General features: G+C 49.2%; 16 protein-coding genes and 1 other RNA gene. 8 read left to right on the plus strand and 9 right to left on the minus strand.

The features are described from left to right. Positions 1 to 20: 20 nt before the first annotated feature. Positions 21 to 1,631 (minus strand): YfjI family protein, encoded by a 1,611-nt coding sequence (locus tag AC3ITF_RS05535; RefSeq protein WP_146717391.1) that lies wholly within the window; start codon positions 1,629 to 1,631, stop codon positions 21 to 23. 226 nt (positions 1,632 to 1,857) lie between these two features. Next, a complete protein-coding gene (locus tag AC3ITF_RS05540) occupies positions 1,858 to 2,067 on the minus strand; it encodes a helix-turn-helix transcriptional regulator (protein ID WP_004136909.1) in 210 nt (69 codons plus the stop codon). Between the two features lie 278 nt (positions 2,068 to 2,345). Here AC3ITF_RS05540 and AC3ITF_RS05545 point away from each other — a divergent pair, with 278 nt between their 5' ends. From AC3ITF_RS05545 to AC3ITF_RS05580, 8 genes are all read left to right on the plus strand, one after another. Then, a complete protein-coding gene (locus AC3ITF_RS05545) occupies positions 2,346 to 3,107 on the plus strand; it encodes a hypothetical protein (RefSeq protein ID WP_004114617.1) in 762 nt (253 codons plus the stop codon). Between the two features lie 926 nt (positions 3,108 to 4,033). Beyond that, positions 4,034 to 6,343, plus strand: coding sequence for a tellurite resistance TerB family protein (locus AC3ITF_RS05550; RefSeq protein WP_146717341.1), 2,310 nt, complete (start codon positions 4,034 to 4,036; stop codon positions 6,341 to 6,343). Positions 6,344 to 6,346: 3 nt separating this feature from the next. Beyond that, positions 6,347 to 7,663, plus strand: a complete 1,317-nt coding sequence (locus AC3ITF_RS05555) for an ATP-binding protein (RefSeq protein WP_146717340.1) — start codon at positions 6,347 to 6,349, stop codon at positions 7,661 to 7,663. After that, positions 7,660 to 9,858, plus strand: a complete 2,199-nt coding sequence (locus AC3ITF_RS05560; protein WP_146717339.1) for a DEAD/DEAH box helicase — start codon at positions 7,660 to 7,662, stop codon at positions 9,856 to 9,858. Before AC3ITF_RS05555 ends, AC3ITF_RS05560 begins: the two co-directional genes overlap by 4 nt. A gap of 295 nt (positions 9,859 to 10,153) precedes the next feature. Continuing rightward, entirely contained in the window at positions 10,154 to 10,351 is a 198-nt protein-coding gene (locus AC3ITF_RS05565) for a hypothetical protein (RefSeq protein ID WP_014226449.1), read from the plus strand. A gap of 251 nt (positions 10,352 to 10,602) precedes the next feature. Beyond that, entirely contained in the window at positions 10,603 to 11,268 is a 666-nt protein-coding gene (locus AC3ITF_RS05570; RefSeq protein ID WP_153879345.1) for a GIY-YIG nuclease family protein, read from the plus strand. A gap of 125 nt (positions 11,269 to 11,393) precedes the next feature. Beyond that, a protein-coding gene (locus tag AC3ITF_RS05575; RefSeq protein ID WP_153879344.1) for an IS3 family transposase occupies positions 11,394 to 12,505 on the plus strand; the annotation gives its coding sequence in 2 pieces (ribosomal slippage) (positions 11,394 to 11,655 and positions 11,655 to 12,505; 1,113 coding nt in all). A gap of 353 nt (positions 12,506 to 12,858) precedes the next feature. Then, a complete protein-coding gene (locus AC3ITF_RS05580) occupies positions 12,859 to 13,449 on the plus strand; it encodes a hypothetical protein (RefSeq protein ID WP_228758114.1) in 591 nt (196 codons plus the stop codon). 140 nt (positions 13,450 to 13,589) lie between these two features. Here the strand turns inward: AC3ITF_RS05580 and AC3ITF_RS05585 are convergent, their stop codons facing one another. The 7 genes from AC3ITF_RS05585 to AC3ITF_RS05615 form a co-directional block, all read right to left on the minus strand. Next, the gene (locus tag AC3ITF_RS05585; protein ID WP_153879342.1) at positions 13,590 to 14,264 is read right to left on the minus strand and encodes a DUF2971 domain-containing protein; all 675 of its coding nucleotides are present in this window, start codon (positions 14,262 to 14,264) and stop codon (positions 13,590 to 13,592) included. Between the two features lie 542 nt (positions 14,265 to 14,806). Next, positions 14,807 to 18,436, minus strand: coding sequence for a DEAD/DEAH box helicase (locus tag AC3ITF_RS05590; RefSeq protein ID WP_146717336.1), 3,630 nt, complete (start codon positions 18,434 to 18,436; stop codon positions 14,807 to 14,809). 138 nt (positions 18,437 to 18,574) lie between these two features. Then, the gene (locus tag AC3ITF_RS05595; RefSeq protein ID WP_146717335.1) at positions 18,575 to 19,816 is read right to left on the minus strand and encodes an integrase; all 1,242 of its coding nucleotides are present in this window, start codon (positions 19,814 to 19,816) and stop codon (positions 18,575 to 18,577) included. Positions 19,817 to 20,020: 204 nt separating this feature from the next. Then, positions 20,021 to 20,383, minus strand: a transfer-messenger RNA (tmRNA) gene (ssrA, locus tag AC3ITF_RS05600). 72 nt (positions 20,384 to 20,455) lie between these two features. Then, complete coding sequence (locus tag AC3ITF_RS05605) at positions 20,456 to 21,619, minus strand: beta-barrel domain-containing protein (protein ID WP_181820347.1); 1,164 nt, start codon at positions 21,617 to 21,619, stop codon at positions 20,456 to 20,458. A 7-nt stretch (positions 21,620 to 21,626) separates the two neighbouring features. Further along, positions 21,627 to 23,813, minus strand: a complete 2,187-nt coding sequence (locus AC3ITF_RS05610) for a type I secretion system permease/ATPase (protein WP_489176211.1) — start codon at positions 23,811 to 23,813, stop codon at positions 21,627 to 21,629. Beyond that, entirely contained in the window at positions 23,810 to 25,219 is a 1,410-nt protein-coding gene (locus AC3ITF_RS05615; protein WP_181624596.1) for a TolC family outer membrane protein, read from the minus strand. Before AC3ITF_RS05615 ends, AC3ITF_RS05610 begins: the two co-directional genes overlap by 4 nt. Between the last annotated feature and the right edge of the window lie 49 nt (positions 25,220 to 25,268).

Below are 25,268 nucleotides of genomic sequence, written 5' to 3' on the forward strand. Positions count from 1 at the left end.
TCTGTAGTGAGGTGTCCCGATTAATATTCCAGCCTGTTAAAGTCAAAGTATTCAAAACCATACCTGCCAGTGACATTCTCTGGCGATGCAATAATCGGATTATGTCCGTTCTCCAGGAATGCCGGTGGAATACACCATGAGTGGCGACATTCCAGGGAGGGCATGGCAATATACACCGCAGAATGACGGCCGGGACGAATAAAACAAATCAGACCCAGTGCGATTAACTGCTCAAGAACAGATTGTGATTTACTGGCGTCACGCAGCCGGTTCGGGCCGTTCCGGTTTACCTCATTTTTCCTGAGTGGATATCCCTCATTATCGAGAAATTTCTCCTTAAGCCACCTGAACATCTCGTAAACGTCCTCCATAAATGCATTCCGTTCAGAAGAAGGGAAAAACAGCCTTTCCGCTTCTTCAAGATGCCATTCCACAATTTTGAAGGCGGCCTGGATGACCCCCCGCGAAATACATAAACTCTCAGGTGAATACATATATGTCAGAATGGCCGCAACCCTGAGGGCATTCGCCCCCGCTTTGGCTGCAATTTCACTGATATGCTCCATCTGCTGTCCGGGGGCTGTTTTACGGCTGAGCTCTGACTGTTTATCTGCCCAGTAAGTGGTCGCATCATCAGATAATCTGAGCGTTTGTTTCTGCGTATCGTGACTATAAAAACGCGCCTTTTGCTTATCAAGTAACTGGTTAATTTTACTGTGGAACACATTTAATGCTTCATCAGAATGAGCATGGTCCGTATTTGTGCGGCGACGTCCCAGCGTGCTGATGGTATTGATATAAAGAAACCGCGACAGAAAACCACTTCCCTTGCTGAGTTCACCGTGGTTACGGCGGTAATTTTCAAAGACCGGGGGCTGAACCATTAATGCCAGGGTCAGGCAGGCGTTGATATCGTACTCCTCACCGCCCGGGCGGTGGTATTCATAGGTCTCCCCGTCCCAGGCTTTATTCAGTAAACCGAGGTTGTTTTTCAGATACCCTTTAAAAAAGGTAATTGCCTCATCTGAGAGCACCCCGGCTTCAGAATACCGGCTCAAACCTTCCAGGAGCGCCTTTGCGGTGGTGTCGTCATAAAGCATCGCCAGGCGGGTCGGAGGCTGCTGCCGGGTTTCTGCATGTTCATCTAACAGCCGTTCTTCCTCCGTCCCCTCAGAACCGCTTTTGATGGCAGTGTACAGATTACTGGTCAATGCTTTCTGGTGTATTTTCCAGATATTATCAGCACGCAGGTGTGCCTTCATCAGACTGTCGTGCTGCTGCTTCATTTGCTCAGCGAACCGGTAAAAAGGCTTCATCACTTTTTTGCTGATACTGGTCTTACCTTCACCGGAGACCGCCAACGTCAGTAAATACAGTGCACAGTGCATCGGATCCGATGAGTGTGGTGGTACCACCTCAATATGAGCCTGACAGGCGAGGGAAGAGGCTGCCAGTACGGCCCCCGCTATCAGTTCCGCCGGGATACCCGTCTCGTTATAAAGAGCATCAATGACATCCCGCATCACCGGCGGGAACGCGCAGACAGGGTAACCCTCCGGGGTTCTATTTTGTACGGGAATATAAGGCTCCGGCATTTTCGGAATGACAGTGTGTGGCAGTATATTCTGCATGTAATATTCTCCTTGGTTACTGTTTTCAGTAACGGGTAGTTGTGAATATAATAAAATAGCCAAGCGTCAAAATTTATTTAAAGTAATAATCTTACCCAATAAATAATCGTATTCAGTTTCCTTGCAACTGGCAAAAATATGTCGCAGCGAGCACATATTTAAATCAGAGACGTTGTTATATAACCTGCGTATCCTCCTTTAATTTTTACCAATACTATCTCATCGCTTATGATGCCTGCTGGCGTTCCAGCAGCCATGCATCCAGCTCTGACTCAAGCCAGCCGACGGACTGCATACCCAGCCTGCGCTGTTTCGGGAAGGTCGGGTCGTAACGCGGTGACTTCGGGTTGATCCAGTCATAGATGGTTGAGCGGGCGATGCCCGTTTTGTTAACAACGGCGCGTATGCGCAGTATCCTGATACCTTGTACAGACATATCTGTTAATTCCCCCTGTTCTTTCGATATGGACGCAATTGTATGGTGCCGGAACAGGTAATGGCACCCGCCTGGTGGCTGTAGCAAAAAAGGCATTTTATAACAATGAGATAGGAGGTTTTTTTTTAGGTTTTTTCCCGTTTTTTGTTGGTGACAGAATGTTTTTTTTCGAGAATGGTGTCGGAAGCGTCTGGCTAAGGGCAAGAATGAGTCGTTCCAGGTGTCAGGCAAGGAAATTTACTGGAGTATAGAAATTGTCATTCGAAAAGAGGGACTTCATGGCTGATTTAGACAGGGATTTTACCCCTGATGAGTTACTCATCGTATTTCGTAAAAAGAGGAAAGCGTTACGTTTTCATCTCGGGGTCAGACAGAAACATATCGCCAGGCAATGGCTGAATAAAGATACTGAAATTGTTATCGTGCTACAAACAGGGAGACAAACGAAGGATGAAGATTTAGCGCGGCGACTTGCTGATGAGCACGGAGAGAAAAAATGGCGGCGTTATCTGAAAATTTTCAGTCTTTCAGAATGGATGATAAAGGGGATCAGGAACGATATGTCTGAGGCTGAACAATACTGGGAGCAGGGAACATCGGCTCTCGAATCTGATCCAGATCATGCGGTGCAATTAATGCTGAAGGCTATCGCGTTGTTGGATCGCGGTCTGAAACGCAGTGAATCCGCAGCAGGTAAAAGAATCAAGGAACGGCATAAACTCAATTCTGCTTATGGCGGAAAGGTCAAAGCGACACGTTTTGATGGCGTTAAAGACGAAGTGATAAAACACCTGGAAGCGCAACCTGAGGGCTGGGAAACTAAAACCGATGCCATCAACGCAATTATTAAAGCGTTAAGGCCCTATATTGAGGAGCATGGATGGCCTTCCGCACAGGATAAAAACGACTCACGGGACGCGGCAATGGTGGAGGCAAGCCAGAGCAAGTTGTTGGCTGAATGGTCAGTCAAAGACAAAAGAGTGAAGGCGGCGTTCGCGAAGGCAGTACAAAAACGTATCGGGGTGTCGCAAAATCGATAGCCCGGTACCTTGAGAGCGCGTACGTGATTCCATGTGACTGCTTTTTCTCAGATGTGGCTGTGCAGAAGAGCATAGAGCTGATAATAAGACGATACGAGCTCCCCTGAACATCATCGTCTTTTTAGCGATACTGACAGGGTTGATAGCGATACAACTTTTTAATGAGTAATCTGTCGGGAGTACCTTGCACTTTTTAATGGTATGCCGGATCACACTGTCCAATCTGGCAATGGTATTCGTCGTGTAAAACCGCCTCTGCCGCTGGTACCCCAGGTCATGGGTTAATGCTTTGTAGTCCTTCTAAGATACGAGCCGCAGGCTATTACGCACCATGTGAATGATACAGAACTTAATCCGCTCTCCGGATAAACTGCATTAATGGCGTCAGAGATGCTCTTCAGCTCATCAACGTAGGTGATGAGGATATCTTAACTTCGGCACAACTCAGCTCATAGCTTAATTAGTTGATAAAAATCAGCGTGGGGCCCCTCGCTATATCTGCTCATAGATCAGGTTTGACCTGACGCAGCTATTACACAAAACTAAACCAGCTACTCTTAAAATCCGAGAATGTACAGTCTCTAACGGCTTTCCAATAGTTACCGAAATTCTCAACGACTAGGTAAATGTCATCATACAGCGGTCAGTTCTGCATCCGCAGTATATTTGCTCGTATGTTAACCTAGCATTAGTACAACATCATTCTTAGGCGAATGGCCCAGCAGGCTTTTTACTCCTTAAAAATTCACTTCTGGTTGAGTAAATTATTCAATGATTTTTGTTATTTAAATCAATTGGTTAATTTTAATTGCGATTTGCTTTTAACCCTAGCGATTTAGACGTATTATTTTGAGATTAATCCACTTGCCATGCATTCCCTACCACATTTCAAATGTGAATGGAGAATGATTTTAAGGTTATATATCATGGAGTTATTGAAGTTTCTGGCGGCGATTTTAGTAATTTACTTGTTGTTTTTTAGAAAGAAAAAACGTAAATCTCCAAAGTCTTATGCTTCAAGCCCCGTGAAAGCACCGCCAAAAGAATGGCTCGCTGACATCAAGAAAAAAGAGGCGGTTGTGCGAAACGATGATAGTGAAGACGATAACCTTGCAACTTTTACATTGAGCGGTGGTCGGGGTGTTGAACTTCGGGTGACAACCAATCATTACCGGAACACCTCAAAGTCAGCAGGTGCACTAGCTCGATGGGTACTTCCGGGTGAGATGATAACTGTAGCTGGTGTAGCAATTAGCGGTGGCCACATTTACTTGGGGCAACGTATGAAGCCCTCCGGTCAGGAATCAGGCGGCTATTATGACGATGGAAATGAGGCATCATTAATTGATGACACATGTAAGATAAAACCTACTTCTTATCTTTACGAGGACAGTTCATTAGGATACTGGCCCAGTTTTTCCTCTCTTTCCCCAGAAGCACGCGGTGCGTATGTCAGTTGGCTCGCCAGCGATAGGTCTGATCCATCGTGTCCTATCGGCTATGTTTTTATCTACCTCTACGGCCTGGAAAGAAAAGCGCTCATAGATTCCACTGACCCAAAATTCCCTGATGCTGAGTTCCGTAATCTGTTCAAAGAAGTCGCTCGGTTAAGATCCGTATTCATTGAGAACCGCTCATTCCGTGGATATTCGGCCCAGTTACTCGAAGCCATGTCTATTCTGCGCCCGAACATGGGCTTAGCCACTGAGCTCGATAGCAATTCAGGTTTCAGCAACAGCATGCAATTTAAGCTGGCTCTGGCAAAAACTGTACATGAAGGAGTTCCTGTATCAGCTGAACTGGCGTTGAACTGGTTAATAAACCACACCGAGTATTCGCTGCGTACCCCGGCTCGCCGCTGTGCTAAAGAGTTTGCTGCGCTTTTCAAACGGCGTTACACCCTCAAATATGGTGAAGGGATGGTCGTTAAGGCGAATAAAACGCGCCTAAGGTTAGATTACACACCAGCAAGTCCTAGTTTGCGAGGTGTTCGACTCCCTGTTCCCGACCTGCCTGATCCAAGTGCGTTGAAGAGCCCTGTCCAGAAAATTATGGCTCTTGCCGACATATGTACGGATGAACTTGATGCTTATAGTCGCTACCTTGGTAGGAAAGGTACGTCAGTCAATGATACGGCTGCAATTATGTTGCTCCCTTCAGAGATCGTTAATGAAAGCGCAGAAAAAATATTAAGCTCATTCAAACGCTGGGCTGATGAGGCGATCCTCGTCAAGGAGGGGTTAGTCTCAGTTGCTGACTTTTGGGCACATATGAATGCCAGTTGCCCCAATAAGATCAATAAAAAAGAGGCCGATTTGATGCAGGCCTTTGCTCTGAAGATGGGCTACGGTCTGGCACCTGACCCGTATTATCACCATGTGAAGGCGGATGTTGATGGGACACTTGTTCTATTCCCTGCCGCCGAAGGTGGACGCTTCTCACCTTCTTCTGAATTTATCTCAGCAGTAATGACGCTCAGATTAGGGGCGATGGTCGCCTTGATTGACGATTCTCTTGATCAAGCTGAACAGAAAGTGCTTGAGAATGCCATCAACAACAATACTGGCTTCACCGATGATGAAAAACGCTCTCTACATGCGTATTTAACGTGGCAACTTCATACCCCAGCCAATATGACAGGAATGAAAAGCAGGATTGAGTTGATGGGGGCCGCGGAAAAAGCTGCTGTGGGTAAAGTTATCGTTAGTGTTGCCTGTTCGGATAGGACAATAGCGCCTGCCGAAATCAAACAGCTTGAGAAGATTTATTCAAGTTTGGGGCTGGATCCCTCATCTGTCTCGAGCAATATCCATCAGCATTCCGCAACTGAACATGATCTCGTCTCGTCTGTACCAACTGATCAGCCAGCAGTAGGGTTCACACTGGATGCTAATGTACTTGCCCGCCACGAATCTGCCACGGATGATGTTCGTAAATTGCTGAACACAATTTTCACCGAAGAAGAACCGGAAGAGCCAGAAAGCGCTCCAGCCTCATTAACGGAGGCGGGGGGGCTAGACTCCGCACATAGCCAGCTTTATCGCAGTTTGCTGGAGAAAGAACAGTGGTCCCGGAAAGAGGCGACAGAATTGTGCGGAAATTTGAATTTGATGCTCGGCGGTGCGCTTGAGGTGATTAATGACTGGTCCTATGCGGTGGTTGATGCTCCGGTACTGGACGATGCCGATGATGATATCTGGGTTGACCTGGAAATTGCCAAAGAATTAGAGGGATAGTGAATGTCTGTAACACGTATAAGAGTGAAAGAACGCGACGCTATTATTCAGTCACTTAAGTCAGGTGTAACGCCAAGGATAGGCATTCAGCATATCCAGGTTGGCCGCGTGAATGAGATCACCGCTCTCCACCAGGATATTGAGAGGATTGCTGACGGTGGTGCAAGCTTCAGACTTATCATCGGTGAATATGGTTCTGGTAAAACGTTCTTTCTGAGTGTTGTGCGCTCTATTGCGCTAGAGAAGAAGCTGGTGTCAATCAGTGCAGACCTTTCTCCTGACAGACGCATTCACTCATCGGGAGGTCAGGCTCGTAATCTCTATTCTGAGCTTATGAAAAACATGTCCACCAGAAACAAGCCGGATGGTAATGCGTTACTTAGCGTTGTTGAAAGATTCGTTACGGAGGCAAGGAAGGAAGCTGACACGAACGGCTCCGAGGTTTCATCAGTTATTCATAAACGCTTGGCAGCACTATCAGATATGGTCGGCGGATATGACTTTGCGAAGGTCATTGATGCATTCTGGCGCGGGCATGAGCAGGATAACGAAACACTAAAATCCAATGCTATTCGCTGGTTGCGGGGAGAATACACCACTAAAACTGATGCCCGTAACGATCTCGACGTTCGGACTATTATCTCAGACGCTTCATTCTATGACTCTTTGAAGCTGATGAGCCTTTTTGTCCGCCAGGCAGGCTATGCCGGTCTTTTGGTCAGCCTCGACGAAATGGTGAACCTCTTTAAACTGAATAATACGCAAGCAAGAACAGCGAACTACGAACAGGTTTTGCGGATCCTGAATGACTGCCTGCAAGGCTCAGCCGAGAATATTGGTTTTATCCTCGGGGGGACGCCAGAGTTCCTTTTCGATCCTCGCAAAGGTCTTTACAGCTATCAGGCGCTCCAATCACGTCTGGCGGAAAATCGGTTCGCGCAAAAAGCAGGAGTGATTGACTACTCGTCTCCCACTTTGCATCTTGCCAGCCTCACCCCTGAGGAACTGTATATTTTACTGAGAAATCTTCGTCATGTTTATGCAGGCGGAGATCCAGAGAATTATCTGGTTCCAGATGAGGCACTGACTGGATTTCTGCATCACTGTAGTAAAACCATTGGAGACGCTTACTTCCGTACCCCCCGTAATACCATAAAAGGTTTCCTGGACATGCTGGCCGTGCTGGAACAAAACAGAACGATGAACTGGCAAACACTAATCGAGGGTGTGGCGATTGAAGAGGACAGGCCCAGCGGAATGGATGACGCCATTATAGAGGAAAGCGATGACGACGACGGACTGGCGAACTTCAAATTATGAGCAGTGCCTATGATAGTCTCGATCCCCGCGTCCGTAAGTGGGTTTACAAGCAGGGGTGGTCTACATTAAGGCCCTTGCAGGAGAGTTCTATCCCGGCAATTTTAGCCCGTGATCGAGACGTGCTAATCAGTGCAGGCACAGCAGCGGGTAAAACAGAGGCTTTCTTTCTTCCTGCCTGTTCGGCAGTTGCAGATCTCACTAATGGATTTGGCATCGTCTATATCAGTCCGTTGAAGGCATTGATTAACGATCAGTACCGTCGTCTTGAGAGCCTTGGAGATGCATTGGAAATGCCAGTGACTCCTTGGCACGGGGATGTACCACAAAGCAAAAAGAAGAAGGCTCGGACAAACCCTGCTGGCATTTTACTGATTACACCTGAGTCACTTGAGTCTTTGCTCATAAATTCAATGGGCTGGCTCAAACAGGCGTTTTCGTCAGTCGCATACATCGTTATTGATGAGTTTCATGCTTTCATTGGCTCAGAGCGTGGTGTACAGCTGCTTTCTCTGCTCAATAGAATTGACCATGTGTTAGGACGCCTGGTAAATCCAATTCCCCGCGTTGCGTTGAGTGCCACGCTGGGGGAACTGGAGAAAGTACCCGAACTTTTGCGCCCGGACAAACGACTACCCTGCGTAACTGTTACAGATAGTAAGAGCGAGGCCACTCTTCAGGTACAGGTCAAAGGTTATCTGGAGCGAGTGCTCCAAAAAGAAGAAGAACTTCAGAGTTCAGCTGAACATGACGTTTGCGCTGACATTTTTAGACTTTGCCGTGGCGATTCTCATTTGGTCTTTGCAAACAGTCGAAAGCGGACTGAAAGCATTGCTGCCACGCTGAGCGACATGTGTGAGGAACATATTGTTCCCAATGAATTCTTTCCCCACCATGGTTCCCTTGCCAAGGAATTGCGGGAAGCGCTTGAAACTCGTCTTCAGAAAGGAAATTTGCCCACAACAGCTGTTTGTACAATGACGCTTGAGTTGGGAATTGATATCGGTAAGGTTAAGTCGGTTATCCAAGTTACGCCTCCGCATACTGTTTCCAGTCTGCGTCAGCGTATGGGACGTTCTGGGCGACGCGACTCCCCATCAGTTCTAAGAATGCTAATTACAGAAAATGAGCTCACTGTGACTGGCAGTATCGTTGACCACCTACGGCTGCATTTGGTCCAGTCGATGGCAATGATCAGATTGATGATCTCTAAACAATGGTTTGAGCCTGCCGATTCCCAGCAGATGCATTACTCCACGCTGCTACACCAGATTCTTGCAATTACCGCGCAATGGGGCGGAGTTCGTGCTGATCAACTCTGGTCACAGCTATGTCAAACAGGCCCGTTCCGTAATGTGGATATAGGCGATTTCAAAAGCCTGCTTAAACATATGGGGGCATGTGGCTTGCTCACTCAACTCGCTAGTGGAGAAATGGTTGTTGGGGCAGAGGGGGAGAAACTGACTAACCATTACACGTTTTATGCCGTGTTCAACACACCAGAAGAGTTCCGCATTGTCACCGGAAACAGAACCCTTGGAACAGTGCCTGTGGATTCCCCACTGCTACCAGATCAACACATCATCTTCGGTGGGCGGCGCTGGAGAGTGACAGAGATCGAGACAGAGAAAAAAGTTATCTATGTAGAGGCGACCAAAGGCGGTCAGCCACCACAATTTAGTGGGGGGGGAATGTCTGTTCATGATGCCGTTCGTCAGGAAATGCTCGCTATCTATAGGGAAGGTGATTACCGCATAGCAATAGGTAGCAAGAGAGTAGATTATGCCGATTCTGCCGCCAGAAGCCTATTTGCGGAAGGCAGTCGTAACTTCCAGAGTTATAACCTGCAAAATGAGTATTTTCTTACGAGCGGCCAATACTGTTACATCCTCCCATGGATGGGAGATAAGGTTGTCAATACGATTACAGCCTTGCTCATACGTTGTGGCTTTAAAGCTAATTCATTGGCTGGAGTTATAGAAATTGACGGCTCAAGTATCACTTCTGTTCAACAGGCCCTTAAAGACCTGCTGCTGTCAGGCTTGCCCTCAGCGTTTGATCTTGCTGTAAATGTTCCAGAAAAGTACTTAGATAAATATGATGAATATTTACCAGAGTTTCTGCTTGCGAAAGGTTTTGGGGAAAAAGCGTATGACATTGAAGGCGCGTGTACCTGGCTGAAAGAACATCTTCAGTAAACTGGTTACATAAAAAGGGGGAGATGTTCCCCCTTAAGCTTGAGGCCGATTGATGATATCAATTTTTGCTCTTGGCTCGGATCTGCCAGAAATCGAGGTCATAAGGTCTGCTTTGAGCGAGGAGCGGACATTAGCCTTACAAGCATAACTGAACTGTACGCAGGATCTCTAAAATCGAATGGTTCGGTTAAGTGCAGTGCTTACAAGACAAGCATCGCGTGTAGTCTAGGGTGAGATTGATTAAATTATTTTGTGGGGATATGATTCAAACAAAAGATCCTTAAATGAGGTTGTTATGTCATACATTCGAGTAGAGAAAGATGGCCTGCAGTATGAAGGTGAGTATTTCTGTGAAGAGAATATGGTTACAGTCTTTGGGGTTAGAGGAGGACAGTCCAGCGTGGTTCTTAATGGGATGACAGAAATCGCTGCTGCTCGTACTGCGTTGCGAAATCTTATTAGAGAAAATCAGATTGATCCTCTAACTGATTAACAATGGTCCATATTTACTAACGGCCTATTTGAGATATTTTAGATCAAATTTATTCTGAAAGTTAGATTGGAGTGAGAAGCGGGCATCAAACCGTTATCACTAACAATAAGTTGTTTAAATTAAATAATGAAATAATCAGGTGGTAACATAATGGATGAGAACACTGCAAGTGGAACAATAAAAATGGATATCACTTAATAAGTGTAGTAAAGTCCATTTTATATATCCCTGTAAATTTATGAGATACTTCCATGAGAACCGACAACTTAAGAATGATTGAGAGTGGGGAATATGTTTTCGATATGTTATTGGATAGTGGTGAATTATACTATACAAGTCACTCTTTTGACACGAAGGAAGATGCAAATAGCTGGATGGAAGAGTGGCAAACTTGGGCAAATAGTGTATCGAGTGGAAAAGTAAGTAGTATTTATTATATTTTACAAGTACCTGATACTTGGGCCGGTTCTTCAGATAAAAATAATCCTTATTCGGGGCTTTATGTGAAAATAGGACGTTCCAATAATGTGCTAAAAAGATTATCTAACTTACAAACAGGTACCTTTGGTCAATTAATATTACACGCTTTGGAACCTGGCGGATCAGAAAAAGAAAATTATCTACATGAAAAATTTAGCAACGAAAGACGTCAAGGCGAATGGTTTATATGTACTAAAGAACTTACTAAGCATATATTTACAACATGGTTTAGAAATAAGATGCTCCCACCAGAACATCAAATGAAACTAATGCAACTCGCAGAAAGAATTGGTATTTATTCGCACGTACATAGTCTAATGGGGGGGAAGCCCGATTTAGTAAACCCATCAATTAGTGAACCTTGGGAATGCGAAAAATATGTTTTCGTTGATTTGGTTTATAGCTCTTTAGCAAAGCAAGTTAATAATAAAAAATAAGTTTTTATCTTTTAACCATACAGTTAATGATTCATTAATGAATGAGTGTAAGTATCCCGCATAATCGTGCCATTCACATTTAGAGATCCTCCGGCATAATCAATCTGCCAACAAAGGAGATCGCTATGCGTAAAGCCCGTTTTACTGAGCATCAGATCATTGCCGTAATTAAATCGGTTGAAGCCGGACGAACTGTTAAAGATGTCTGCCGGGAGGCCGGTATCTCTGAGGCCACCTACTACAACTGGAAGTCCAGATACGGCGGCATGGAGGCTTCTGATATTAAAAAGATCAAGGATCTTGAGGACGAGAATCGGCGTCTCAAACAGATGTTTGCCGACCTGAGCCTTGAGAACCGGGCGCTGAAAGACGTTATCGAAAAAAAGCTTTAAAACCAGCCTTTAAGCGTGAGCTGGTCACTCATCTGATAACAACATTTGGACTCAGTATCCGTCAGGCCTGCCGGAGTCTGAACCTGAGCAGAACGGTTTACCATTACCGTCCGGATACCACGCGTGACGAACCCGTTATTGTCGCGTTGCAGGCAATGGCAGAGCGATACCCACGGTACGGTTTTCCAAAACTTTTCCAGGTTCTGCGGCGGCAGGGATACCCGTGGAATCACAAAAGGATCCATCGTATTTATTGTCTGCTGAAGCTGAATTTTCGCCGTAAAGGCAAACAACGGTTGCCAGTGCGTAATCCCTCGCCACTGGCCACACCGGAAGCGCTGAACCAGAGCTGGTCTGTCGATTTTATGCATGATGCCCTGGTCTGTGGTCGTCGTTTTCGCACGTTCAATGTCGTTGATGACTTTAACCGTGAGGCGTTGTCGATTGAAATCGATCTGAATCTGCCAGCTCTGCGCGTGGTCCGTGTATTCGACAGGATCGCGGCAAATCGCGGCTATCCGGTCATGCTACGCATGGATAATGGTCCGGAATTTATCTCACTTGTACTGGCTGAATGGGCAGAGCAACATGCAGTAAAACTGGAATTTATTCAGCCGGGTAAGCCGACGCAGAATGCTTTTATTGAGCGCTTTAACCGAACATACCGTACAGAAATACTCGATTTTTATCTGTTCAGAACACTGAATGAAGTGCGGGAAATCACGGCAAGATGGGTGTCAGAATATAACTGTGAACGCCCTCATCAATCACTGAACAATATGACGCCGGAGGAATATCGGCAACACAATCATTTGGCCGGGATCTCAAAAAATGCCTGGAACTAAAACGGGTCTATTTACATGAGGTGATTTAAAGTTATGAAGTTTTAATAAGTTCCAGAATTTTTCCTCATCCATTGGTTAAAGAATTATATAATAATATCTGCTTCTGGCACACAGCAGACAAGTACCTGCCGATAAAGGTCTGCTGAGAGCGAAGAGCGGACGTTATGAGTAGCTTGCTAGTTCAGTTTTTTAAGTTAAGATATTGTGTTGCCGCAGTAGCTTGCTCAAGTGAGGAACGTAAAGTTCCTGCTCGAAATGCTGGGAACAAGGCTTTAGTAGGTTAACCATATAAACTAAAAAAATTTAACGAGGTTAGAATGAGGCGGTTTTGTACTGTACTGGTTTTGTTAAGCATGGCTTATTTCATTATAGGTGGTTTATTTGCGTATTTAAATAAATTGGAACTGCCAATTTATTTAAATGGGATGGCTGTTGTAGGTTTTGTAATGACTATTGTTTGCATCTATTCATTGTCGAAGCCTGCTATTACACAGTCAGATTTAGAACAGCTTGAGGCCACTTCATTAGAGTCCATAACTAAGACTATTAGTGAGTTAAAATCCCTAAAAACGAATAAAAACTCAACTCAAGAAGAAATCTTAGATCTTGAGAAAAAAAGAAAGGAAATGGAGCTTTTAGTAAAGAAAGCCAGTATGGCATTGTTTTTCCGTGAGCAACTTAATTACCATGAAAGACGTATACTTTCAGAAATAAAGGGAAGTGAAACCCTCAACCATAGTTTGTCAGAGATAAAAGAAATAAAAGGCAAACTTAAGGCATTGGATGAAGAAATTGCATGTGATCCAGAAGTTGAGTTTCTGCGTTCAATACTTTTGGAAGCAAGCAGGCGAACGCCAACACTCGATGAGCTAACAGAGGGTATGCCATTTATATTTAGAATTATGGCTCGCTCAACACAGTTAATACTTGGGAATAAGATATAAAAACCTGTTGCATACATTTACATCACAATTGCTCATGGTTTCACATCGAGCAATTGTGGGTGAAAGTTATTCACAATCAATTGGTTATTGAGCGTGGGAATCTTGAGCCTTACACTCTGCTAACCAGATAAATCTCTAATTCATCGGTCATTTTTTAGTACATTCCAGTCAAGATGATTATTCGGCGTTAGAATTTTTGAGGGCTCAACATAATCGGCATCAATCCCCTCATCACCAATTCCAGTACGGCAAAATTCAATCCCCATCGAGTTGCATATTATATTCATGGCTTCAAATAATGCCGAAGGCATTCTATGCCCTGCTATTACTCGTCGAACTGGTTTATCTAAGTAAAACCACTCATTCGTTTGCAAAATCCTAACTTCCTGTTCGTATTCCCATTCTCGATATTTAGAGGATAAAACTTGGTTAGCAAGTTCATCAGGACTAGAAATATTGGGCATTGCTAAATTTGCAAATACACCTCTATATTCAATTTGTTTAATACTGTGATGATTGTCTGGGATTTCAATTTCGATAGCGCAACCATCAAACCCCCCAGCATAGTGAGCCCAAAGTAAATGAGACTCATATGTAGCTGAAAGAGAACAAACCTTAAGCCGTTTCTTTTCTTCTATTATCTGCTGAATTTCTTTTTTATAGTCGTAACCATCAGATGTTTGATGAGAGAAAACAAACATCCCTTCCATTGGGTCATTCAACATTTTCCAGTCAGAGCAAAAAAGCCTACGATTAAAAATTATATCTAGGGTAAATGCTATTTGAGAAGCCGACCTAAATTTATATGCTCTCATGATTTTTTGATTCCTTATCTAACACTAATAACCGAGACAGGTGGGGAATTTAAAAGACAGTAGATGATATCATATAGACTGACATTTTTTGTTGTGTATTAGATAATGTTAGCAATGTCCGCTATTGGCACTAAACGGGCTAAAGCAGACTGATTTGATGAGATAAGGGTATAGATGAATTCTCCATACCCTTGAACGATTACTTCCCAGTTGATTTGCTTGGTTTCAGTCCTGGGGTATTGCCGGGTGTATCCTTATTATCACGTCTGCGTTGATCGGGTTTTCCTGTTGATTTTGCGATTGGTTTTGGACCAGGTTTAAGCCCCATAATCATACTCCTTAGCCATGTCAGAGGTTATTCCTCAGTGTGGATATAAGGGGAGCGGTAAGAATTATCAAGCTTGGATGGGCGGTGAAAAGTGACTGCTTGATTATTATGTGAGCAATGTCAGATTTTAACACATAGCGGCCAGCCCATTACTGAAGTTAGCCAAAAATGAGTCGCGATGAGCCCTCAATAATGAGGGCCACCTCGGAGATTGTTAGGCTGATTTCGCCAATTGCCGATGCAGGACCTGAAGGCTAGTTCCCGCCCCTGTCCATGCAGCAGCCGAGCCGACCACATACAGGTTTTGCTTGGCGCGTGAGACGGCTACATTGATTATGTTTGGTGGGCTTGCCGCCCACTGACGTGCTCTTTGCTGACTCGCTTTCGGCGCACCCAGCAACAGGATTACCGTGTCCGCCTCTCGGCCCTGGAACGTGTGGATTGTGCCTACACGATCACGGCACCATTCATCCAGCTTTACGCCGAACGTTCGCAGCAGATCAGTTTCACTGTCGAGACGCCGACGCATGTTCTGCTCTACGATCTTGAATGGTGTGATGATAAATACGTCCGGATTTGTAATGCCCGATGCTGCCAGCTCTTTGAGCATTCGCACAACCGCTTCGCCCTCGTCGGGACACCACTTCGTCTCAGCATCGCCATTGATATCCACCCAGTGAGATCTCCCCAAAGCCGAGCCTATAGATCCGGGTTTTTTAGGCCCGACAGCATGGACCATCTGCCCGGCATAGGCGATGGAGTTAGAAACATCAAACATTGGGTTCTGGCAACGCCTGTGAACGAGCAATGGCAGCCCGACTTCTCGATCACCTACGTCCATGACGAAGGTGGATTTGAAGCGCGATGCCTGATCAGCAAGGGTCTGCGTAGATGCTGCGGGGGCAGACCATTCGACTTGGTCAATGTCAAAGAACTTGCAGATTTCGGCGTTCAGCTTTTCAGGAAGTGAAACTACAGGTGGGATTTGCAACGGGTCACCTACCACAATGGAGCGCTTTGCCCGCATGATAGCTCCAACTGCTGCCTGAGGAACGGCTTGGCCCGCTTCATCTACCAGAAGCCAACCAATGCTCTCTGGTGGCAGATCCCCGAACATCGTCCGAACAGAGGCGAATGTCGTGGACACGGTCGGCACAACCACGAAAAGGCTTGACCAAAGGTCGGGGAGAAGTTCACGGTGAGCGGAAGACTGGAAGGCACCAGCTACCATGCCTGACATCAATAACCCAAGATTGTGTTGCAAGCGGCTGGCCGAAGCATCGATGAACGTTTTATGCACAGTCAGGGCAGCGGCGAAAAGATCCTCCCGCAGGCGATGAACCTCATCGGGAAGCCATGGCGCAGTGAGGTGGATAGCCTCGTGCTCGCGCTCGAAGAACCTCTCATCAACGACCCTGTCTCCCATACGGTTTCGTGCCTGTGCCTCGGTTGCCTTCAATTTCGAGACAGCCTGACATTTGCTGGAAATTTCCTGGTCGAGTTGCTGTAACTGGGACTCAGTATTGCTCCACTCAGCCCTTGCAAGCTCTAGGGCACCGTCCGTCCCCTGCGCCCGTATGACTGATTGCTGCAAGGTCGTCGAGAGCTTCTGCAGTGTCGATCTCCACGACTTCCAGGCCGCAGTCGCAAACAAACGGGAGAAGAAACCTGGACGGCAAGCAAGATGGCTGTCGAGCATGATCTTGTCCTGCTCGATCTGCGATTTTGCCTTCTCATGCTCTCGTTGGCAGGATTCAGCAGTCTTGTGTGCCTCTTCGACGGCTTCATTCAGACTCGGTCGACGCTGTTCAGCCCTTTGAAGTTCGGTGATCGCTCCCTTGAGCGCCTGGATATCCCGTCGCATCTCTTCGATGCTGGCGATTTCGGCGTCTACCGTCTCCTTAAGTTTAAGAAAGGCGGTTCGCGCTTTCAGCCAGGCCGCAGCAGCATCCGCTTCGTTGGTGCTGGGCCGCTCATTGACAACCACGCTGGGCATCACACGATCGATGGTTTCGCCAGTTCGCTCGTCCTTGATCTCACGCATGACATTTATGCCGCGAGCTGCTTTCAGGTAGGTAAGGAAACCACCGTCTTCATTCCACCAGAAACCTTGCTGAAACGCGCCTCGGTTGCTGCTCTTGCCGAGAGCAGCGGCGATCAGCCCCCAGGTTTCGACAGTGTCGGAGGGGATGTCCCCCTCGGCCTCGGCTTCGAAATAGCCGGCGCGTTTGGGATTCGCAATCAGGTCGCTGATGGACCGGAAGTAGGCGATCTGTTCATGGCGACCATTGGCTTCCTTGAGAGGAAGCTCTTTACTGACGTTTTCGACCGCTTTGTTATTGGAGGAGGCTACGACGATCTCATGGCCCCTCAAGGATGCATGTAACTTGTAGAAGTGCAGGAATGCATTGGAACCGAATGCCAGCTTCTCGCCTGTTGTGGAAAAGGCATCCTGCGGTTTGTTGAAGCCGGACATCGCCGTGGCCCGATCGAGAATGCATCCAACGACGATATCCCGGAGAAGAGTGGTCTTACCGGTTCCCGGAGGCCCATTGACGCCGATGATACCTGGAGCATCATTCAGCTCAGCACGCGCCGCATTCACGGCAGCCTGTTGAAGCAACACCAGTGGATGGCCGCCTTTCGAAGGCCAACGAGCCTGCGGCATGAGCGACGGTGCGACGAACGGCTCAACTGCGGAAATGGGCGATAGCACGTCGATTTTCTGGTCAGGTCTGCCAATTCCCATGTAGCGGCGCAAACCGGTTCCGGCTTTGCCCGTCTCGAGCAATTTGGTTGCTTCACCGAGATCTTCAAGATAGAAGGAATTCAGTAACGAAGGTTCAGGCGGCGCCTTAGCCTTGAAATGATGAAACACCTTAATCGCGAATGTGGGTGGCTCAACCAAATGCTCGGGTACACTGAACTGCGATACAAGCCATTTATAAGCGTTATGAACAACATTCAGATCGATCGGTATGGGTTCTCCATCTTTGTTGTGGTGGCGAATCATTCGATCCAGATGCTCGATAATGCGCGGCTCAACATTCGGCCAATTCCCTAAACTCCCAAGCTTCAGATCGAGAGCCGGCTTGAGTGCCCAGGCAAAACTGGACACGGCAACGCCTTTTTCCTCAAGCACATAGCCTTCTTTGTCGATCAGGATCGAGCCGATGGCCGCTTTCTTACCGTCCGGGCGTGAACGCTCCTCATCCTCGCCAAAAACCTTGACCAGCTCGTCCGTCGCCTTGTCGAGAGCGATGGAGCCGAGGACGACCTCGAAATAAAGCTTATAACTGGGCTTGCTGCGGGCATTTGGTCCCCATGGAACACCTCGCTCCAATAGAGCAACCCTAGAGCGGTCGCCGGTTGCCATATCCTCTGGGCGTTTATAACCTTGAGGCGACAGTGCTTCGAGGGCTGTCCATGCTGCCAGTATTGCTCGCGCATCATTCGCCTTACCTGATGGAGAAAAAGACGGGATCGGACCAAGGTCGATTTGGTCTTTGTCGAATTGCTCTCGTATGGCAGAGTCTGGGATGGCCTTCAGTTGCAGTTGCTCTTCCGCAGCAGGCGAATTGTGGGGCACAACTCGAGAAGATTGAATGGACACCGAATCGGGATGGCGTGTTGATGGGCTGGAAGCCGACATGGCGACCACGCTGTGGCCGCTAAGTGCAAATAGAGATTGCTCGATTTTAGCCGTCAGCGTCCGCGCCCTGGCAGTGTTGCGAAAGGTCAGCTCGCTCAACAACTGTTCAAGTTCGCTAACATTGTTGCTGGACTGCTCGAAGATTGCTTCCAGATCGAAGATTGATTTTTGCGCATACTGCCGTGTCTTCATTTATTTCTGCGGCTCCATATCCCTTCAATTAAGAGATATTATGCTAATTAGCTTTATTTCTAAAACTATTAGCTTTCGCTTGAAATATAAATTCTCATCTGGCCCACTACTAAAGTGGGAACTGTCATTAATTATCCGTCATCCCGCTAAACGCTCTCCCCTCATACCTCCCTCAATCATACTTCCGCGATCAGCAGCCATAACAAAATCAGCCCACCATTGCATCATCGGTCGCCGTTGCTCAAGGTAATCACTGCGGTTATAAGCGCGACGTACCTCATTTTTGTCTACATGAGCCAGTGCTGCTTCAATGACATCAGGCAGAAATCCTTCCTCATTGAGTGCCGTACTAGCGATAGAACGTAAACCGTGTGATACGAGTATGCCTCCTAAGCCAGCACGCTTGAGTGCAGCATTCACTGTCTGGCTGTTCATCGGCTGGGTAGGCTTAATGCGACTGGGAAAGATAAATTCTCGATTACCACTTAACGGCTTCATCATCTCCAGTATCGCAATTGCTTCATCTGACAATGGAACAGTATGGTCGCGGTTCATTTTCATGCGTGCTGCAGGAATCTTCCACTCTCGCGCTTCTATGTCTACCTCTTCCCAGCGAGCTTCAGCCGCTTCGGCAGGGCGGGTAATAGTAAGAAGTTGCCACATGAACAGGCAGCGTGTGGAAAGGCTAATGCTGGCTGTTCGCATTGTCTGCATCAGTTGAGGTAGCTGGTCCGGTCGAATGCTGGGCATGTTCTTTTTCTGAGGCTTCTCGAAGGCTTTACCGATATTAACGCTGGGAACAGCATCAATCAGCCCTGTGTTTTGGGCATAGATCATGACCTCATTAATGCGTTGGCACAGTCGACGAACGGTTTCCAGTGCTCCTCTGGCCTGAACAGGTTGAACGGCCTGAACCAGTGTGTGAGCTTTAATATCTGTAACGCTAACGTCCCCAATTGCAGGAAAGACATCTCTCTCAAGAGAGCGCCAGATATCTTCTGCATAGTCCGCTGTCACGCTTGCTTTCTTCACATTCCACCAACGTTCAGCTACGAGCTGGAAAGTATTGGTTTTGGCTTCAATTGAACTGCGCAGTTGTTCCTGCTGATGTTCCTGGGGATCAATTTGTTTCGCCAGAAGAGAGCGGGACTCTGCCCGATAGTTTCGGGCATCGGCAAGGGTAACTGACGGGTAGGGACCTATGCTCTTCTTCGCACGTTTCTTAGTGACAGGGCGAATGTAGCGAAACTGCCAGATTTTACTTCCGCTGGATTTGATGAGTAGCTCAAGGCCATCACCATCATAGAGAACGTAGTCCGCTTCTTTGGGGTTGGCGGATTCGATTTCTTTAACGGATAGAGGTTTGGTTTGTCTTGCCATTGCCGGGTTTCCATAGTTTTAGGCACCTCAAAAACAATAAAGCTTTATGAGGTGCCTAACAAGGTGCCTAAAAGGTTCGGATTTAATTAGTTCTCTTCGGACTTCGCGGGACAATTTGAGGGCACAAAAAAGCCCGCAGGGCTTGCGCCGTGCGGGCTCTTAGGACTTCATCGGATGACTCTGGTAATCACCGATGGAGAATTTTGGTGGAGCTGGCGGGAGTTGAACCCGCGTCCGAAATTCCTACATCCTCGGCACTACATGCTTAGTCAGTCTTTACATTCGCACGCCAGCTGCGGACAGACACGCCACTAACGAACTAGCCTGATTAGTTTTAGCACTTCAGCCCCAGGCAGGACATCCGCGCGATCTCTTTTGGGTTTGACCTCTCTTTATCCCCGTCTTAAGAGCGGAAGCTAGGGAGAGAGGGCTCTTAGCAGGTTATTAAGCTGCTAAAGCGTAGTTTTCGTCGTTTGCGACTATTTTTTTGCGGCTTTTTACGAGGCCAACCGCCCCTCGGCATGCACCTTGGGTTTCGCAAATCCCGTCGAATCCAGAATCAGCCCCAATGTGTTAAGGCAAGTATAACAGACTTGTGACACGCGTGACCAGCCCCTGCAACCCCTTATCCTCAACGATTTAGCGCTCCCGTAGCGCTTCTTTTGCGCGATTAAACGGTTTGATTAAATAGTCGACGATGGTTTTTTCACCGGTTTTGATATCCACGGTGGCAATCATGCCCGGAACGATCGAGAAATGACGCCCCAGTTTGTTCTGCAAATAGTCCTGATGGGTGCGGATAAACACGCGGTAGTAGAAGACTTCTGGCTTTACTTTGTCCTGAATGGTGTCCGGGGAGATGGTTTCGACCACGCCTTCCAGTCCGCCGTAAATGGCGTAGTCATAGGCGGTAATTTTCACCAGTGCTCGCTGTCCGGGGTGAATAAAGGCGATATCGCGCGGTGACAGGCGTGTTTCTATCAGCAGGTGATCGTCGACCGGTACAATCTCCATCATCTCGCCGTTGGGCGGGATCACGCCGCCAATGGTGGTGACCTGGATGTTTTTCACGATGCCGCGCATCGGGGCGCGGACGGTCAGACGGGTGACGGAATCTTCACGCCCTTTCAAAATGGCCGCCAGCATATCCACTTCGGCGTTGGCTTTTGACAGTGCTTCCCGCGCCTGCACGTAATACTGCGAGCGCAGGTCGGTGATTTTTAGTCCGAGGTCGCTTTTTTGTCGCTGCAGGCGCAGCACTTCCACATGGCTGGCGGCGCCGCTTTTCTCCAGCCGCTGGGTGATTGCCAGCTCTTTATTTACCGAGACCAGCGCATCCTGGAGTTCGACCATCGCGTCGGCAAGCTGCGCCCGACGGCTTTTATACAGCCGGGTTTCGGAGGCGATAAGGTCGGGCCAGGCGTTCAGTGCATCGGGAAAGGTCAGCGGCAGATCGTTGACTTCGGCATTGAGTCGCGCGCTGGAGGCCAGCGAGGCGCGGTATCGGGCGGCGCTTTCGCCGACGTTAGATTCCGAGCGGGTCGGGTCGAGACGGGCCACTACCTGATTGGCCTGTACTTTGTCTCCTTCGCGCACCGTCAGTTCGGCGAGGATCCCGCCGTCAAGCGACTGCAACACCTGTTCGCGCGAGCTGGGGATCACTTTGCCGCTGCCGGTGGAGACTTCATCCAGCGTCCCGAAGTATGCCCAAATGCCCAGGATGGCAAACAGCAGCGTGCTGAGCAGGATAATACGGCTGGCACCGGAAAAGCGCTGTTCGTGGCGGATGTCGAGGTCGTCCATGGCGGCATCATGCGGATTGGTTTTCATTTTTCCACTCCCGACCGTGAGTCTGTGCAGGCGCGCGACTCGCGTTCAGCGCCTGTGCTTTCGGGGCATCCATCACCAGTTGACCTTCTTTTAACACCACCACGCGCTCGACCAGTTCCAGAACCGGCACGCGATGGGTGGCGACGATCAGCGTGCGGTTGCCGAGCCACTGGTTTAGCCGTTGAATAAACTCCCGCTCGGTATGTTCATCCAGCGAGGCGCTGGGTTCGTCGAGCAGCACAATATTGGGCGAGCGCAGCAGCATTCTTGCCAGCAGAATGGATTGCCGCTGCCCGCCGGAGAGGCCGTTACCGCCTTCCATAATCGGGTGTCCCAGCCCTTTGGCGAGGTGTTTAACAAAGGTGGCTGCGCCGCTGACTTCCAGCGCGTCGAATATCTGAGCATCGCTGACATGCGGGGCGCCGAGGGTCAGGTTCTCACGCAGCGTGCCAAAAAACAGGCGTGCATTTTGGCTGAGAAAGCCGATGTTACGGCGTAAATCGGCCATGTCGATCTGTGCCAGGCTCAGGTTATCGAGCCGGACGTCGCCCTGAATCAGCTCCACACCGCCCGCCATGGCCTGTAGTAGGGTGGATTTCCCCGCGCCGTTACGCCCGAGGATGGCGATGCGTTCCCCTGGCATCACCTCGAGGCGGGCGATGCGCAGCGGCACCTGTTGATCGTCGCTGTGGTAGCGAAAGTGGGCGTTCTCAAACAGATAGTGCCCGCGAAAGATTTCCTGATGTACCCGATTCTCATCGTGCTGGGTTTCGGTGGGGAGCTGCATAATGCTGTCCAGCCCCGTCTTCGCTGCCTTGACCTGCTGCCAGCGCGCCAAAACGCCGCACAGATTTGCCATCGGGGCAATCATTCTTGAGCCGAGCATTGAGGCCGCCACGACCGCGCCGGTAGTCATGGTGCCTTCGATGACCATCGGCGCACCGAACATAATAATCGCAGCGTAGACCAGACTTTGTACCGACATGCCCCAGCCAATCAGCCCCTGAGTCAGCTTGCGCGTGCGCAGTCCGGACTCGCCGGTAATGCGGATGTAGCTGTTCCACTGCTGCAAAAAGCGGTTCTCCGCCTGCATCAGCTTGATGTCCTCCAGCCCCTGGACGCTTTCGACCAGCACCGCGTTACGCAGCGTGGACTCGTGTGCAGCCTGGTTGGCGAGCATAGCCAGCTTCTTCTGTAACAGCAGGCCAGGCAGGATCATCAGGATCGCAGCGACGGGCGCTATCCACGCCAGCTGCGGGGCGATGCAGGCCATCACGACGATAAACAAAAAGAAAAAGGGCAGATCGACAAGGGTCGACAGGGTTGAGGAGGTGATCATCTCCCGCACCTGCTCCAGTTCGCGGAGCTGGGAAATAAAGCTGCCGGTGGAGCGGGGGATGGCGCTGTTACGCAGGCGCAGTGCGTGGCTGAACACGCGATCGGAAATGCGCATGTCGGCGCGCTTGCCGAGCACATCCATGATATGGGTACGGGCTTCGCGCAGTAAAAAGCCGAACAGCACCGCCACCAGCACGCCGGTCGAGAGCACATACAGCGTGGGATACGACTGGGCCGGGATCACCCGGTCGTAAACCTGCATCGAGAAGATAATCCCGGCGAGCGACAGAACGTTAATCAGGAACGCGGCTACCATCACCGGCAGGTAAGGCCGGATGTCCTGTAGCACCAGGTCGCGCATCCAGTCCGGCTTAAAGCGCGAAACATAGCGGTCGACCCGACTGTCTTTGAGCGCCGACAGCGGGCGCAGGGCGGTAATGGTGTGGATCTCCGGCAGCAGCTCGGCAATCGCCAGCCGGTTGCGCTGGCCTTCTTCGGCGATGATAAACACATCCAGCGCATCGTTACCGTTGAAGTGCTCTATTACCATAATTTGGCCGTCGCGTAGCTCCGCCACAACCGGTAAACGCCACTGGCTGAACAGCTGTTTTGTGGTATCCAGCGTATGAAACGACAGCCCCGCCTGGCGCGCGAGTTGCGTCAGGGCGAGGGGCTTATTTTTTCCGGCAAACCACGGAGCGTTGGCCTGAATCGCGCCGGGCGAGCAGGTGACGCGATAGTGGCTGGCAATGTGGCTAATGGCCTGCGCCCACAGGTTCAGGGCGGACTCGCTAATCGTCTGTTCTACACCCGGCTCGACGTGGCTCATAGCTGGATCTCCACTGACTGGATGCTGCGATTGTTGAGGGCGAACGCCTGGCGCAGCGTGCCGGTATTGTAGAGGCAGTTCAGCTGGAGTTGACGAAGCTGGCTTTGGGTTTGCAGTTCGGCAAAGCGGGCCTGATATACCTCCTGCTCGGCGTTAAGCACGTCGAGCAGCGGACGAGAGCCGAGATCCAGATATTGCTGTTGATACAGTTCGCGCGTGCGTTCGCTCAGTCGTTGCTGGCGGCGCAGGATCTGCAGGGCGGTGGCAAGACTCATCGCCTGGCTGCGGGATTCGAGCAGTTTCTGGCGCACGTCAAGGCGGGTGCGCTGGATGGAATACTGTGCCGAGTCTACCGCATGACCTGCGGCGTTGCGTCGGGCGGTGAGTCCGCCTCCCTGATACAGCGGCATCTCGACTTTTACCCACGTGGAGTACTGCGTTTTGTCGAGCACCTCATGGCTGGGATATTTGTCATTGAGATAGTGCTGCACGGAAGGCTCAAGAGAGATAGTGGGCGTCATCTGCGCGTTGGCGTAATCCAGATTGGCCTGTGCAACATTAGCCTGCGCCCAGGCTGCCAGCACGGCAGGTACCAGCCTGTCATCAGGCCTAGTGATGTCGCAGCTGCTGTCCAGTTTCACCGGGAACGCGTTGCTGACGCCGTTGAGCGAATTCCAGCCAAGAAAGCTCATCAGTGTCGCCTTGCTGCTGTCGAGGTTCGCCTGATACTGCGCCAGCTGCGAACGAGCGGATTCGATACGCGCATCGGTTTGTACAACGTCAGAGAGCGACGTGGCTCCTTCATCGTTACGTTGTCGGGTCAGCCTGCCAATGCCGTTCAGGGCGGAGAGTTGCGCTTCGGCGGCGTCGACCATTTGCTGCCAGGACTGTACCTGCACAATGGCGTTGGCAGTTTCGTGGGCGACGGTGTCAATGCTGAGTAAGACGTTAGCCTGCTGCTGGGCGGCCCCCGCAGTCTCGGCGCGTACCTGACTGGCGACTTTGCCAAAGTCATACAGCATTTGCGAGACCGAGATCACCAGCGACGGGCTGAAACCATGATCGTTATAGGTATTGCTGTAGCCGTTGTTCACCCCGGCCGTGACCTGCGGATAGTATTTGGATTTCGCCACGTCGATCTGCTCATTTTGCGAGAGCAGTTTGCCGATCGATTCACGGATCGCAGGATGCCAGCTTACGGCGCGGCTTACCGCATCGTTAAGTGTCAGGTTGCCGGGCGCGGCGGCGCTCAGCGGGAGTTCGGCCACCGATCCATCCAGAGAGGGGAGCATCTGGCTGGTGGCCAGCCCTTCCGGCGTAATGATTTGCGGTTCATCTTCGGCATTCACCTGTAAGGAACAGAGCGTGAATGCCAGCAGCAACGTAACAGAGGCGACATTTCTCATCGTATATCCCTTTCAAAATACGGCAGTGACGACTGTTATTGCCCCGGAC

The organism is Citrobacter sp. KH_055_1 (assembly GCF_057838705.1).

Excerpts from the sequence above, each read along its gene's own strand:
- AC3ITF_RS05540 (WP_004136909.1), bottom strand. The coding sequence starts at position 2,067 with ATGTCTGTACAAGGTATCAGGATACTGCGCATACGCGCCGTTGTTAAC.
- AC3ITF_RS05555 (WP_146717340.1), top strand. The coding sequence starts at position 6,347 with ATGTCTGTAACACGTATAAGAGTGAAAGAACGCGACGCTATTATTCAG.
- AC3ITF_RS05535 (WP_146717391.1), bottom strand. The coding sequence starts at position 1,631 with ATGCAGAATATACTGCCACACACTGTCATTCCGAAAATGCCGGAGCCT.
- AC3ITF_RS05615 (WP_181624596.1), bottom strand. The coding sequence starts at position 25,219 with ATGAGAAATGTCGCCTCTGTTACGTTGCTGCTGGCATTCACGCTCTGT.
- AC3ITF_RS05590 (WP_146717336.1), bottom strand. The coding sequence starts at position 18,436 with ATGAAGACACGGCAGTATGCGCAAAAATCAATCTTCGATCTGGAAGCA.
- AC3ITF_RS05560 (WP_146717339.1), top strand. The coding sequence starts at position 7,660 with ATGAGCAGTGCCTATGATAGTCTCGATCCCCGCGTCCGTAAGTGGGTT.
- AC3ITF_RS05595 (WP_146717335.1), bottom strand. The coding sequence starts at position 19,816 with ATGGCAAGACAAACCAAACCTCTATCCGTTAAAGAAATCGAATCCGCC.
- AC3ITF_RS05585 (WP_153879342.1), bottom strand. The coding sequence starts at position 14,264 with ATGAGAGCATATAAATTTAGGTCGGCTTCTCAAATAGCATTTACCCTA.
- AC3ITF_RS05605 (WP_181820347.1), bottom strand. The coding sequence starts at position 21,619 with ATGGACGACCTCGACATCCGCCACGAACAGCGCTTTTCCGGTGCCAGC.
- AC3ITF_RS05570 (WP_153879345.1), top strand. The coding sequence starts at position 10,603 with ATGAGAACCGACAACTTAAGAATGATTGAGAGTGGGGAATATGTTTTC.
- AC3ITF_RS05610 (WP_489176211.1), bottom strand. The coding sequence starts at position 23,813 with ATGAGCCACGTCGAGCCGGGTGTAGAACAGACGATTAGCGAGTCCGCC.
- AC3ITF_RS05550 (WP_146717341.1), top strand. The coding sequence starts at position 4,034 with ATGGAGTTATTGAAGTTTCTGGCGGCGATTTTAGTAATTTACTTGTTG.
- AC3ITF_RS05580 (WP_228758114.1), top strand. The coding sequence starts at position 12,859 with ATGGCTTATTTCATTATAGGTGGTTTATTTGCGTATTTAAATAAATTG.
- AC3ITF_RS05545 (WP_004114617.1), top strand. The coding sequence starts at position 2,346 with ATGGCTGATTTAGACAGGGATTTTACCCCTGATGAGTTACTCATCGTA.
- AC3ITF_RS05565 (WP_014226449.1), top strand. The coding sequence starts at position 10,154 with ATGTCATACATTCGAGTAGAGAAAGATGGCCTGCAGTATGAAGGTGAG.